The 12,715-nt window shown below is 40.0% G+C and carries 13 protein-coding genes; 5 read left to right on the forward strand and 8 right to left on the reverse strand.

All coding sequences use genetic code 11. The annotated features are described in order from the left end of the window. Window positions 1-56 precede the first annotated feature (56 nt). The 4 genes from BMF77_RS23725 to BMF77_RS23740 all read right to left on the reverse strand — a co-directional run bounded on the left by BMF77_RS23725 (window position 57) and on the right by BMF77_RS23740 (window position 5,030). The gene (locus BMF77_RS23725) at window positions 57-1,772 is read right to left on the reverse strand and encodes an iron uptake porin (RefSeq protein ID WP_148766323.1); all 1,716 of its coding nucleotides are present in this window, start codon (window positions 1,770-1,772) and stop codon (window positions 57-59) included. A 217-nt stretch (window positions 1,773-1,989) separates the two neighbouring features. Then, entirely contained in the window at window positions 1,990-2,658 is a 669-nt protein-coding gene (gene phoU / locus BMF77_RS23730) for a phosphate signaling complex protein PhoU (RefSeq protein WP_015080593.1), read from the reverse strand. A 246-nt stretch (window positions 2,659-2,904) separates the two neighbouring features. Then, a complete protein-coding gene (locus BMF77_RS23735; protein WP_148766325.1) occupies window positions 2,905-4,224 on the reverse strand; it encodes a PAS domain-containing sensor histidine kinase in 1,320 nt (439 codons plus the stop codon). Window positions 4,225-4,277: 53 nt separating this feature from the next. Further along, window positions 4,278-5,030: a winged helix-turn-helix domain-containing protein gene (locus tag BMF77_RS23740; protein ID WP_148766327.1), complete on the reverse strand. Its 753-nt coding sequence runs from the start codon at window positions 5,028-5,030 to the stop codon at window positions 4,278-4,280. A 50-nt stretch (window positions 5,031-5,080) separates the two neighbouring features. Between BMF77_RS23740 and BMF77_RS28800 the strand changes: the two genes are divergently transcribed. From BMF77_RS28800 to BMF77_RS28290, 3 genes are all read left to right on the forward strand, one after another. Beyond that, window positions 5,081-5,212, forward strand: coding sequence for a hypothetical protein (locus BMF77_RS28800; protein ID WP_256370326.1), 132 nt, complete (start codon window positions 5,081-5,083; stop codon window positions 5,210-5,212). Between the two features lie 76 nt (window positions 5,213-5,288). After that, window positions 5,289-5,771, forward strand: a complete 483-nt coding sequence (locus tag BMF77_RS28285; protein ID WP_246862970.1) for a helix-turn-helix domain-containing protein — start codon at window positions 5,289-5,291, stop codon at window positions 5,769-5,771. Next, window positions 5,666-6,343, forward strand: a complete 678-nt coding sequence (locus tag BMF77_RS28290; RefSeq protein ID WP_246863152.1) for an IS630 family transposase — start codon at window positions 5,666-5,668, stop codon at window positions 6,341-6,343. The genes BMF77_RS28285 and BMF77_RS28290 overlap by 106 nt, the downstream gene beginning before the upstream one ends. An 80-nt stretch (window positions 6,344-6,423) precedes the next feature. Here BMF77_RS28290 and BMF77_RS23750 read toward each other — a convergent pair whose 3' ends face one another. Next, window positions 6,424-6,993, reverse strand: coding sequence for a pentapeptide repeat-containing protein (locus BMF77_RS23750; RefSeq protein WP_148766329.1), 570 nt, complete (start codon window positions 6,991-6,993; stop codon window positions 6,424-6,426). A 183-nt stretch (window positions 6,994-7,176) separates the two neighbouring features. Between BMF77_RS23750 and BMF77_RS23755 the strand changes: the two genes are divergently transcribed. Then, a complete protein-coding gene (locus BMF77_RS23755; protein ID WP_148766331.1) occupies window positions 7,177-7,755 on the forward strand; it encodes a hypothetical protein in 579 nt (192 codons plus the stop codon). Between the two features lie 10 nt (window positions 7,756-7,765). Here the strand turns inward: BMF77_RS23755 and BMF77_RS23760 are convergent, their stop codons facing one another. Further along, the gene (locus tag BMF77_RS23760; RefSeq protein WP_246863015.1) at window positions 7,766-9,955 is read right to left on the reverse strand and encodes a DNA phosphorothioation-associated putative methyltransferase; all 2,190 of its coding nucleotides are present in this window, start codon (window positions 9,953-9,955) and stop codon (window positions 7,766-7,768) included. A 429-nt stretch (window positions 9,956-10,384) separates the two neighbouring features. Between BMF77_RS23760 and BMF77_RS23765 the strand changes: the two genes are divergently transcribed. Then, window positions 10,385-10,603 (forward strand): hypothetical protein, encoded by a 219-nt coding sequence (locus BMF77_RS23765; RefSeq protein ID WP_015080587.1) that lies wholly within the window; start codon window positions 10,385-10,387, stop codon window positions 10,601-10,603. Between the two features lie 17 nt (window positions 10,604-10,620). Here BMF77_RS23765 and ribD read toward each other — a convergent pair whose 3' ends face one another. Both ribD and mreD read right to left on the reverse strand, forming a co-directional pair. Next, window positions 10,621-11,802 carry a bifunctional diaminohydroxyphosphoribosylaminopyrimidine deaminase/5-amino-6-(5-phosphoribosylamino)uracil reductase RibD gene (ribD, locus tag BMF77_RS23770; RefSeq protein WP_148766335.1) on the reverse strand — a complete coding sequence of 394 codons (1,182 nt, stop codon included), beginning with the start codon at window positions 11,800-11,802 and terminating at the stop codon, window positions 10,621-10,623. Between the two features lie 5 nt (window positions 11,803-11,807). Continuing rightward, window positions 11,808-12,425, reverse strand: a complete 618-nt coding sequence (gene mreD / locus BMF77_RS23775) for a rod shape-determining protein MreD (protein ID WP_148766337.1) — start codon at window positions 12,423-12,425, stop codon at window positions 11,808-11,810. Window positions 12,426-12,715 lie beyond the last annotated feature (290 nt).

Here is a 12,715-nt window from a genome sequence, read left to right on the forward strand (position 1 = left end):
AACCCCTAACCATGCGACTAAACTCGCTAAATCCCAACTACTAATCTCAGTTGATTCTAGAAAGTGAAGGTAGTCCGTAAAGTACCAACGTACTCGGTGCTATTCTTGTCGTTATGCTCAGGATTGAAGATTACCAACACACCAGGAGTAACAAGGATATTATCAGAAAGCTTTATCTTGTAAAGACCTTCTGCATGATAAGAACTGCTTGATTCTCTACCTGTAGTTTTTAGAGTGCTGAGAACTGATTTCCCACTTACTGTAGCTTCAGAGATTTTAGGTGATTGACCGAAGATCAAACCCAAGGTGTTACCTTCTTTAAGGAAGTCTTTAATACCTAATGTAGTAGCCCAGTACCGTGTCTCAGTGCTTGCTGAAGCACTAGCTTTTAATGTACTAGCTGTTGTATAACCTGCTGAACCGCCTAATGTGATTTTAGCACTAGGTTGCAAGCTAACTTGTACACCATAGTGGTTAGCTTCAATTGCAGTAGCAGTAACACCAATAATGCTAAAAGGATTATTAGCAACAGCACTACCTGTACTTCCGAAGAGGTTAAAAGCGTTATTTTGATATGAGTGGGCGTAGGTTAGACCAAGGTTGATGGCTTTAGTAGGCTTCAAAGCTAACTGACCAAAGATGGTATTGTTACCAGCAAATAGTCCTTTTCCTGGGGATGGATCATTTGCATTATTATCTCTACCTGTTGCAAAATAAGCTCCACTCAATGCTAATTTATCATTAGGAGTCACATTAACAGTGATACCTGCGCCATCATTTGCTTGACGATAAATAGGGCTGAAACGTCCATAACGAGATAAAGAACCTGAACCACTACTTCTAAAGTCAGGGTTGAAAACATTGACGTTCTCGTTCAACTCAGCGCCAGTAGCATCAATCTTGACACGGATTGCTTTGCTCAAGTTGAAGGCGTAGTTGAGTTTATCAATAGTGATGCTGTTAGTGCCACCACTGGTATCGTAGCCCAAACGGGTCATACTAGTACCAGTACCAGTAGCAGTACCAGCACCAGCACCAGGCGCACCAGCAGAACCATTGTTAACTATGTTCCCAGCATTCAAGCGGGTTTGCAACTGGTCTGTTCCTGTGAAACTGCTGTTTAAAGTCAACCGCACCCGGTCAGAGAAAGTTGCCTTGCTGTCTAATTTAACGTTTCTAGTAGTATTAGCATTGGCAGTTGTCTTATCCGCAAATGCTACTTTATCCCCAAAAGCTTGGGATACGCTGAAAATTGCTTCACCAGACAACTTGGTGGTGGTGGAGAACTGATTAGCTTCTAATTCGCCAGTACGAGCTTCTAAAGCATCTACTTGACCGCGAATAGTTGCTAGTTCAGTGGAATATTCTTCTTGCAAGCGCTGTAAGGTAGCTAAATCTTGCTTGGTTACCATGTCAGCAGTTGCGGTAGCAATGAGTTCATTAACGCGGTCTAAGCAGGAATTTAAACCAGCCGCAAATTCATAACGACTCAAGGCGCGATTACCACGGAAAGTACCATTACTATAACCACTAACTCCACAGCTATAACGTTCAAATAAAGATTGTAAAGCTTGAAACGCCCAATCTGTGGGTTGTACGTCGGAAAACTGAGAAACGGATGTTATTTGACCCAAGCTGTTGGACTCTTGGGATAATTCAGCAACACTTGTCACTTTTTCGTTAGCTTCACCAGCAAATGCACTGTTACCAGTTAGTAAGGTCAAAGCTAGGACGGGGCTAACCTTGAGGATATTCCAAAAAGCTTTTTTCATAAATTTCAATCTCTCTCACACCTATAATGAATCCAGTCTATGGTAAAGTCCCAAGGGAACTTATACATAAATGTTCTATAGTGATTCTACATCATTAATGGCAATTAAAACAACTAAATATCAAAATTTTTATACAAGGTTATGATTTATTTATTATTTGATAAATTTGAGATTATACCCTGTCTATGGTATGTATTGATGGGGATCAATATCCAATTTACGATCGCTGACCTGTAACAATATATGTAACTCGTTGAGCAATATTAGTTGCGTGATCTGCCATGCGTTCTAAACAACGAATTGCTAAAGTTAACAAGAGAATTGGCTCAATTACGCCAGAAATATTTTCCTGTTGGGCAAAGGTTTGATAAAGATGCTCATAAGCATTATCTACAGCATCATCTAACTGCTTCATTCTTTGTCCACTGGTTTCGTCTAGGTCTGCCAATGCGACTAAACAAGTTGCTAACATTGCTTGGGCGTGCTGGGACATAATTGCAATTTCTGGTAAGGAACTATGCTGAGGATAAGGGAAGAGTTTAATGGCAATTTCCCCTAACTCTTCGGCATAATCCCCAATTCGTTCTAAGTCACGCACCAATTGCATAAAAGCACTTATACAGCGCAAATCTCTTTCTGTGGGTACTTGACGAATGATAATAGTTGTGCAGTCTGATTCTATTTGCCGATAAAAGCGATCAATTTTTTTATCTAACCGGGGTATTTGTTCCGCTGCGATTAAGTCCCCGGCAAATAGGGCTTGGTGACTCAGCCGAAATGATTGTTCTACTAAAGCCCCCATACGTAATAAATCCCGTTCTAAACGCCTAATAGAGCGTTCTATTGGTAGTATTTCGTGATTGGGAGGATCAAATACAGTTTTCACAGTGGTTATATTAAAAGTGTATATATTTTCTTAACTATAGTCTTGACTAGTAGTCTGTCAAAGACATTTTGACGGGTTTTTGGTAGTGCGGGCATCTTGCCCGCGTGAGCGAGACGCTCACACTACAGTCCGTCATTTTTGGATTGACAGACTACTAGTAGTCTGTCAAAGACATTTTGACGGGTTTTTGGTAGTGCGGGCATCTTGCCCGCGTGAGCGAGACGCTCACACTACAGTCCATCATTTTTATCTTGACAAACTACTAGGTAAATTTGTCATAACTTGAGAAAATTGAATTTGTATCCAAGCACCACCTGTTTCTGGATGGTTCATGGCTTTAATTACACCACCGTGAGCCATGACTATTTGCTGGACAATGGCTAAACCTAAACCGCTACCAGCAATTCCAGTTGTCGAATTTACTTCATTTACTGGTGAACGATACCGGGCTTTATCTCCGCGATAAAACCTTTCAAATACATGAGGTAAGTCGTCAACAGCAAAGCCAACACCGAAATCAATAATATTTATTTCCAACATTTGACCGTTATCAGTAGAAATTATTTTAGTCTCAATGTCAATAGTTGTGGTGGCTGGACTATATTTGATGCTATTATCTAGCAAGTTGACGAATACTTGATAAAGTCGAGATTTATCTGCCTGAATGCAGATGCTGTCTAGTCCAGAATAGTTAATACTGAGAGAATGACGCTGGGCAATTGGTTCTAGGGTTTCCCATGCGGAAATGATGAGCGATCGCATTTCCACCATTTCCAAATTTAACTGCATGGTGGGATTGTTTTGCATTTGCGTCAACTCCAACCAACTTTGGACTAAATTAATCAGTCGGTCAACTTCTTGCATCAGCCTATTAACCCAACGGTCTAAAGGTGGTTCTAAACGGGTTTGCAGAGTTTCCACCACGAGACGAATTGCCGTCAAGGGGGTGCGGAGTTCATGGGCTAAATCGGAAAAAGAGCGATCGCGTTCTTGCTTCATATCTAGCACAGATTGGCAATTTTCCAAAAATACTCCCACCTGTCCCGTTGGTAATGGCAAGCTAGAAGCCCGCAGAAACATGGGCTTTAATTCTGTCATCATCTTAGCATCTTCACAAGCGGGATGAAAAACCCATTGCTGCACCTGGGGTTTTTGCCAATCACGAGTTTGTTCAATTAACTGATCTAATTCATAAGACCTCACCAACTCTAGCAACAAACGCACCTGTCCAGGTTGCCATCTTTGAAGATATAAGATTTCCCGCGCTTGTTGATTGCACCACAACAATTGATTTTCCTCGTCTACCTGCAAATATCCCAGCGGAGCAAAATCCAGTAATTCCTTATACATGGACAATGATTGCTGCAAATTTTGTTGCTGTCTATTCACCATAGAGATTTCCTGCCGTAAGCGAGGTCTTAGCAGCAGTTTAATATTGGTAATTTTATGGAAATTAGAACTTGGCGATTGTAGTAATTGTTCTAAATACCAGTGCAGATGAACCTGTTGCCAAACCCAAAAACCCAGGCCGACAGCTAAACCCAGCGAAAATCCCAGAAAAAACATGGAAGTCGTTAGTTGGTGTGTTATTACTCAAAATTAACAACTATCTTCACCAATCACCCAAATCTGTAACCAAAACCCCTCACAGTTACAATATATTCTGGATGACTAGGATCTTCCTCCAACTTTTCCCGTAACCAGCGGATATGAACATCCACAGTTTTGCTATCCCCCACAAAATCTGGACCCCATACTTGATCTAATAATTGCTCTCGTGACCATACCCGACGGGTATAACTCATAAATAATTCTAACAGTCGGAACTCCTTGGGAGACAAACTTGCCTCTTCTCCACGGACTATAACCCGACACTCTTGAGCATTTAAAGTTATATCTTTGTGCTTGAGGACAGTAACTTGTGGCAATGAAATTAAACGTTGACGACGAAGTAACGCCCGACACCGCGCCACCAATTCTCGCATACTAAATGGTTTTGTCAAATAGTCATCAGCACCCACTTCTAAGCCCAGGACTCGGTCAGTTTCACTACCTTTAGCACTCAACATTAAAATTGGCACTGAGTTGCCTTGATGACGTAAAAAACGGCAAATGTCTAGGCCATTAATTTGCGGTAACATCAAATCTAATAGCACCAAGTCTAAAGGCAGTTCTTCAGAATTATCTTCACAACTTTTCAGATATTCTATCGCTGCTCGGCCATCACTAGCGGTAATTACTTCATAGCCTTCCCCTTCCAAGGCCACAACTAACATTTCCCGAATCAGTTCTTCGTCTTCCACTATCAGGATACGGTTGGTTTGTCCAATGTCCGTTCTCACAGAATATTTAGCTAATTCACTGGTATACATTAATTTTTTTTCAGTGTATAACAAAGTCTAGTATATTATAAATCATACCAATGATAGATTTATTTTGTTTTTCTGGACTTGGTGGTGAAGAAGAAGAATTTGTCGGACTTCGCCCCGCTTCGCTAACACGCAAAGGCGCAGAGGCACTGAGAGTAAATGTTAATTTTTATGCCAGTAGTTAAGTAAGTCGGCGCAAAGAAACCAAACTATGTAAAGATAAGTAAATACGGAAAATAAATCTAGTGAGGTGATTAAAATATGGGTGCTCGTTTAAGGGTATTTTTAACTCGTGAGCAAGATAAAACCCTGTTGAACCTAAGAACAAGGGATTTGCCGCAAAAAGTCAAAGATAAAGCCGAGGTAATTAGGTTAAATTCACATGGTTGGTATGTAGAAAAAATAGCTGCTCATTTTGACTGGACTCCTCAAACAATCAGAGAAATCTTACATAAATGGGAAAAACAGGGTATAGAAGGACTTTGGGAACTACCTGGTCGAGGGTGTAAACCAAAGTATGGTGAAGAAGACATAGTATTTTTGGAAGAATGCCTAAAAAAAGAACCACGAACATATAACAGTGTTCAATTAGCTCAAAAATTAGAAAGCGAACGCCAAATTCAATTGAGTCCCGACAGATTAAGACGGGTACTCAAAAAAAGGGGGTCATTTGGAAACGAGCTAGAAAGAGTCACAAAGGAAAACAAGACCCCAAAAACAGAGAAATTAAGCAAGCAGACTTAGAGATGTTGACACTATCTGCGGCGGCTGGAGAAATAGACTTGAAATATTTGGATGAATCAGGGTTCTGTATGTGGAGCGAACCAAGTTATACATATTATCAGCGAGGTGAGCAAAAACATTTAGAACAAACAAAGCGTCGTGGACGGAGATTAAGCATTATTGGGCTGATTCAACATGAGGTTAGCTTTGTTTACGGTTTAGTTATTGGTGGTGTTAATCGCAAATCTTATATCCAAATGATGGAACAAGAAGCGCAAGAAGCCGAAAAAAACGGACGAATAAGAGTGATAGTGCAGGATAACGGTCCAATACACCGATGTAAGGAAGTGCAACAGTTATGGTCAAAATGGGAGAGTCAGAACTTATATATCTTCTTTCTGCCCAAATATTGCTCGGAAATGAATCCAATTGAATTGGAATGGCAGCATCTCAAAAAAGATGAACTATCGGGACAAATGTTTGAGGACGAGTTAGACCTTGCTTATGCCGTAATGAATGGGGTTAAAGCCAGGGGAGAAAAAGGACAATACAGTACAGAACGTATTAAATTTAACGAACATACTTCTTCTTAACTTTTCGTTACATAGTTATAAACTTTTCCGCCGACCTACTTATCTAAAAGCTAAATGATCAGCATCAGTAATGCGAAACATCAACTATGAATGCTACCATCAGGCATAATTGCCCCAGTTAAGAAAGTTTCACTCATATCTGTATCATCTAAATTAGCTCCAGTTAAATTTACTTCGCACAAATTAGCCTCGCTTAAATCAGCACCACTCAAGTCTGCACCTTGTAAATCTGCTTTCCACATTCTCACACCTCCCATTTTTGCACCACTGAGATTTGCACCTTGTAAGTTTGCGGCGGAAATTGATGCCATGTGTAAATTAGCATCACACAAGTTAGCACCACTTAACAATGCACCACTGAGATCTGATTCATTTAAATGAGCAGTTGTTAATGTAGCTTGAGTTAAATCAGCACCACAGAGAATAACTTCGGATAAATGCGCTCTTGCTAATGTTGCTCCTTGAAGATTCGCTTTACTCAAATTAGCTCCACTCAAAGAAGCTGCTGTCAGATTTGCTCCTCTTAAATCTGCTCTACCGAAGTCCACCCCACCCAAATTGACTCCTTGCAAATTTGCTCCTGGTAAAGCAATACAGGTAAAGCTTCTTTCTCCTGTCGCGTATCTAGCTAAAAGTTCTTGAACATTCATACTTTTCTAGACCTTGGTAAGTAGTCGGACAAAATTTAAAATATAATTAAATCTTGATTAATCCTGTTGTTTATTTAAACTAAACATAAATTTATTCACATTTTTAACTTCTGGGCAATTAATGAACCAGAACTTTAGCAAATGCTACAATGAAATCACCAATCTCATTGCTATCCAGTATTTATGAATACTCACAATTTAAAATTAGGAAAATATCTAACCTTAGAAGAATTTTGTACCTGCACACAAACCTATCATAAATATGCCCAAAATATCAATCCATATCCACAAAATCTACCAGAAGTAATTCCCGCATTACAGGATTTAAATAAATTTATCATTGACCCAATTATAGATTATTTTAGTAGAGAAAAATTTCAACTTACCTACGGTTTTTGTTCTCCAGACCTAAAAAAGTATCTTGAGAAAAAAGACCTAGTTACAGGTCAAAAAAATGGACGTGTAGCCCCCAATCTCGACCAACATATTAGCCATGAAATCAACAAAAATGGTACATACTACTGTAAAAGATTAGGTGCGGCTTGTGATTTTCTAATTACAGACTTACCCAGCACAGAACTAGTAGAATGGATATTACAAACAAAACTACCCTTTGATTCCCTGTATTTCTACAGTCCCCACCAACCAATTCACATTAGTTATGGACAACAACACAAACGAGATATTTGGACATTCAATAACTCAGGAATCCCCACAAAAAAGGGAATCGAAAACTGGATAAAACTAGCAAAACAAACTTAAAAAAACCTCTCTATTCCTCCTCTCCGTGTCTCTGTGACTCGTTAGAAATATTCTTCCTTCTTTGTCGAGTTCTCAAAGCTGCTTTAAGTGCTTTCAACTTATAAGCATCTGCATCTTTAGCCCAAAATAACCTATAACCATCAATAACAGTACAATTTTCTTGTAAGCATTTTTTCCAGCCAGAAACATGACTAATACTGTGCCAATTATCTAAAAGTCCTCTATCTTCTTCTTGACGAGTTAACTTAGCAAATTTCTCATATTGGGGATAATCAGAAGTAACTAAAGCATCTATTTGGTGTAAGATTGGTGGATCATCTTCTAAATCATAATCCTGATAAGTAACGTGCAAATCTCGCAAATCAATTGTCATCACTTTTGATAAAATGGGATGAGGATTAATATCAAAATCAGGATAAAATAAATAAGAAATCTTCGGTGTTTTCAGATGGAATTTAATCACATTTGCTTCTTCTAATCTTCCCAGAGTCCGACTAGCGCAACCTTCATAAAGGCGTAATAAAGGGTCAACTGCTTGTAGTGTGGAAATATGCACCCAAAGGGAATTAGGTAATTTTTTACCAACCTTGCTTTCTTGACAGCGTTTAATAATGAGTTCTGTATTTCCCAAGCTGCGTAACATTTGGTCAGCATCTAAACAAGCTTGTTTATAACTACTATATAAACCAATTATGTCCTCTTGGACTGCTGGGGATAATTGTCCTAATCGGGGACGACGGCTAAAATTGCACAGCGCTAAATAAACCATCAAATCTTGACGGCGTTTGTCAGCGATCGCTTGCCATTCTTCTGTGTCAGTTGCCTGTATAATGACATTAAAAGCCCGGCGTAAACTCCCAAATTCCTCAGCAATTTCCGCTGCTTGAGGTAATTCTCCCTTGATAGGCATTCTTCCCCGTTCCGTCAGAAAATTCATCAACGGCGTTAATAATTCCTGATGTTCCTCAAACCGTTTTACACAAAGACGGATTCTGGGAGTAGTCGCCCGGGAACGAAACCGAGAAGCGCGAAATAACTCCGCTTCAGCATCATCTCGAAACACAAAATAAACCCCCAAAGCCACAGGAATTGCGTCAACTCCTAATACTTGGTCAATGTAAATTTTTAATTCTTCTTGTTCATAATATTTCTGAAATGTGTTACGGTTAGTGATGATGCCATCGCCATAAGCAATTACACCCCGCTTAATATCAGATATCAATACTTGGGCGGCTACTAACAGCACCTTTTGAGTCAGTTCCCAAGCTTGAATTAAAGCTTCCCGGCGCTCGCTTTGATGCTCAATGACATTAATCACAAAACCAATATTCACAATATCCGCAGCGATTCTCGGTGTATGTGCAGAATAATAAGGGTCCCAGCCATAACTTGTATAACCCTGTTCAGCAATGCGGGTAACGTCTCCACCATGTCCACAACCATAATCAAAAAAGGTAGTTTCTGGACTAAATAAGCTCGATTCCAAGGCTAAACGCACAGGACGGGATAAATCAGGACGAATAATAGCGGCTTTGTGGCGTTCTATTTTGGGAAATATATTTGTAATTGTAGAACTGCTTTCGCGTTTAATCAAGCTATGTCCTTGTACCTCCACCCCAAAAACTTGTAGCCGTTGTTCCCAACCCAACTTAGTACCAATTCCCCTAGTATGATTAAGTAAACCTAAAGCGACTTGAGCGCGAGTTAAAGCTGCAAACTCTTCATAGAGGGGATATTCTGGAGTTACAAAAGTTTCTTTGCGGTGCAGAATGGGGGGATTTTCCGAATCGCTGTAATCCCGATAACCAACTTCTAGAGTTTCTACGTCAACCTGAATACTAGCTTGTAAAGCCGGATGAGGATCAGTATCAAAATCAGGATAGAATAGATAGGAAATCTTGGGTTTATTCGTGCTAAATTTAACTAAAGTTGCAGACTGAACTTTAAGTAAGGCACTAGTTCGACTACTTCGACTACGCTCAGTACAAGTTCGCTCACTACAAGTACGGGCGCGGTTTTCATATTCCTGAAGCCAAGGGTCAAGAGTATGTAAGGCTAAAATATGAATGTAAAAAGCATCAGGTAACATTTTGCCAACAGGATTGTTTTGGCAATATTGATTTATACTATTTAGATCAATAGAATGAAACGTTGGGGGGTTTTCCGCAACTGCATTCCTTATGTTATCAGGTTGAACCATTACTTTGTCATCTTGTAAAAATATAGATAACCTGGTTACATTTACTTTAATACAAAAAATCTGAAATTGGAAGTTAATAAACTTTAATCTCCCAGCCAAAACCGCTCAAACTCTAATTTTTCCCTGTTCCCTGTTCCCTGTTCCCTGTTCCCTGTTCCCTGTTCCCTGTTCCCTGTTCCCTGTTCCCTTCTTTTTGTGAAAAGAGTAAAAGACAACAAAAAAGAACTTTTACCAATTACCAATTGTGATCTTAGTTAAGTAAAATTAAGTTAATTCATATAACTTGACATTTCTTCATTTTCAGCAAAATATTTGCCCATTTATTAAATTTTTAATAATAGTTATATCTAGTTGTAGATTTAGGCAGTTAATTAATATCAGAACTGTATAATCTGAAAATAACTAAATTAATGATTAAATAGAGGCCGAATGAGTCCAACAATCATGCGTCAGTTTTGGTCTATCGTTGAAGCCACTCACACAGTAACGCTTTTGCAGCTTGATGATACTAGTTTGGTACAGTGGTTAGTTAAACAAATCACGAATCAAGCCTTTTTAGATGCCCATGAAATTGATTTTCTCTGTGATTACATTCAATCTCGGCTAACTCTGATTCGTGATTTAGCTTATGAACGCCAAGAATCATAGCTGAGTATCTGTGCTATTTATTTTATTTTGGGTGGTAAATAACCTTCCACCAAGCAATCATTACCAACAACACGCCAACTGACGCGCTCTAAAAGTAACGCTTCAGTCATATTTGTCAAACCTAATTCTCCCACAGGTGTAGGAGCATGATCTCCACCAATAATTTTGGGGGCGATAAATGCCATAATTTTTTGGACAGAGCCTTGAGCGATCGCACTAGCTGCTAAAATACCACCACATTCCCATAGCACGCTACAAAACCCGCGCTCATATAAATGACTCATGACTGCTTCTGGGGTGAGTGAGCTAAATTCCACCACTTCCACCCCTTTGTCGCGCAGCATTTTTTGAAAAGCCTGTGAACTACCAACTGCCGTTACAACCAAAGTTGGAGCTTCCTGAGTATCCCATAGCCGAGCTTGTTCTGGTAAATTTAGACTACGACTCATCACCACTCGCAGGGGATTATGAGCCTCAACTTGATGGCTAGTCAAATAAGGGTTATCTTTTCTAACCGTATTCCCACCAACAATCACCGCATCACAAGCCGCTCGCAGTTGATAAACCTCAGTGCGAGCATCTTGATTTGTTACCCAAGCACTATGACCTGCAGTAGTGGCGATTTTACCATCTAAAGTCATAGCATATTTCAAAATTCCTAAAGGTCGTTGATAGAGAATACGATGAATAAAACCTTCATTTAATCGCCGACAAGCCGCCTCCTCTACTCCAACTATCACTTCTATCCCAGCAGCCCGTAACCGCGCAATTCCAGCACCTGCTACCAAGGGATTAGGATCAACCATCCCTACTACCACCTTAGACACACCCGCATTAATCAACCCTTGGGAACAGGGAGGAGTGCGTCCATAGTGGTTACAAGGTTCAAGACTCACATAAATAGTGCTTCCTCGCGCCCGTTCTCCCGCTGCTCTCAGGGCAAAAACTTCGGCGTGAGGTTCACCAGCACAAGGATGAAATCCTTCTCCCACAATCTCCCCATTTTGGACAATCACCGCCCCCACCAAGGGATTTGGTGAAGTGCGTCCTAAGGCAGTCCGGGCTAATTCCACACACCTTCCCATCATGCGAGAGTCAAAGTCATCACCTACTATTTCTGGGACTACAGGCTGTGTTAGAAGTTGAGGATCTTGAGGTAATGATGCAGATTTGGGAGAGACTCCCGGAAAATTATCCATTTGACTTACGAATTACGAATTAATTTCATCTGCTGCCACCAGCGATTAAGAGGATAATAAACCACAGGCGCCCACAAACTACTGAGAATTGCCGAAGCTAAGGTAGCCCGTTGGTAATATGTCCAAATACTGGCTGCATGACGATTTCCTGCCCAAGATAACTGGAAAGCAAAAATAGTGTCTGCCACTACAGCCATCGCAAATACAATTAAAGCAATGGAAATAAAGTCTTCTTGAATAAACCGCTGTTTTTGCATCAGGGCTGTTAACATTCCCACAATTCCCAAACTCAAGGCATGAGTTGGATCAGGTGATGTCATTGCGTCTTGCAATAGCCCCAAAATGATCCCTGACAGCAGACCAGAAAATACTGAGCGATTGACACTCCAAGCCACTACCCAAATGAGTAGCCAATTAGGACCAATGCCTAATAATTCCATTCCGGGGAGACGAGTTGGCAACATTAGTAAACATAACATGACAGTTAAAAATATTACCATCCAATCCATAAATTGATGCCACCAAGGATGCCAAAGTGCTAATGGGGGAATCAAAAAATAGGATTTTCGTCCGGTTGAAGTTGATTTTTTATCTCTGTCACCAGGAAATCCAGGTATCTTCATTGTTTGGTAATTGGTGATTGATGATTATAGGAGCTTTTAGCGGTCAGCAATTAGGAGTACAATCCTTTCGGTGTAAGCCTCTGGGGTGAAAATTAGAATCTCATTCCAGTGCATACCGCTATATCATCGCTTAATTTTAATCTTTGTGAACCTAATCTGACTACACACCAATTTCTCAAAGGCTTGAAAAATATACTGAGATAATTGGTTACTTTTTTATTGTATCAGTAGCTTTTGCCGAATAATTAGCGACAATTTTGCCGAAAGATACAAACAAATGGCCAAATTTT

Origin of the sequence: Dolichospermum sp. UHCC 0315A (assembly GCF_008121535.1) — a bacterium.
Classification (GTDB): domain Bacteria; phylum Cyanobacteriota; class Cyanobacteriia; order Cyanobacteriales; family Nostocaceae; genus Dolichospermum; species Dolichospermum lemmermannii.

Bases quoted from the DNA above. Each gene is read 5' to 3' on its own strand.
- BMF77_RS23725 (WP_148766323.1), bottom strand. From the start codon at position 1,772: ATGAAAAAAGCTTTTTGGAATATCCTCAAGGTTAGCCCCGTCCTAGCT.
- BMF77_RS23740 (WP_148766327.1), bottom strand. From the start codon at position 5,030: ATGTATACCAGTGAATTAGCTAAATATTCTGTGAGAACGGACATTGGA.
- BMF77_RS23765 (WP_015080587.1), top strand. From the start codon at position 10,385: ATGAGTCCAACAATCATGCGTCAGTTTTGGTCTATCGTTGAAGCCACT.
- ribD (WP_148766335.1), bottom strand. From the start codon at position 11,802: ATGGATAATTTTCCGGGAGTCTCTCCCAAATCTGCATCATTACCTCAA.
- BMF77_RS23750 (WP_148766329.1), bottom strand. From the start codon at position 6,993: ATGAATGTTCAAGAACTTTTAGCTAGATACGCGACAGGAGAAAGAAGC.
- BMF77_RS28800 (WP_256370326.1), top strand. From the start codon at position 5,081: ATGATAGATTTATTTTGTTTTTCTGGACTTGGTGGTGAAGAAGAAGAA.
- mreD (WP_148766337.1), bottom strand. From the start codon at position 12,425: ATGAAGATACCTGGATTTCCTGGTGACAGAGATAAAAAATCAACTTCA.
- BMF77_RS23735 (WP_148766325.1), bottom strand. From the start codon at position 4,224: ATGTTTTTTCTGGGATTTTCGCTGGGTTTAGCTGTCGGCCTGGGTTTT.
- BMF77_RS23755 (WP_148766331.1), top strand. From the start codon at position 7,177: ATGAATACTCACAATTTAAAATTAGGAAAATATCTAACCTTAGAAGAA.
- BMF77_RS23760 (WP_246863015.1), bottom strand. From the start codon at position 9,955: ATGGTTCAACCTGATAACATAAGGAATGCAGTTGCGGAAAACCCCCCA.
- BMF77_RS28285 (WP_246862970.1), top strand. From the start codon at position 5,289: ATGGGTGCTCGTTTAAGGGTATTTTTAACTCGTGAGCAAGATAAAACC.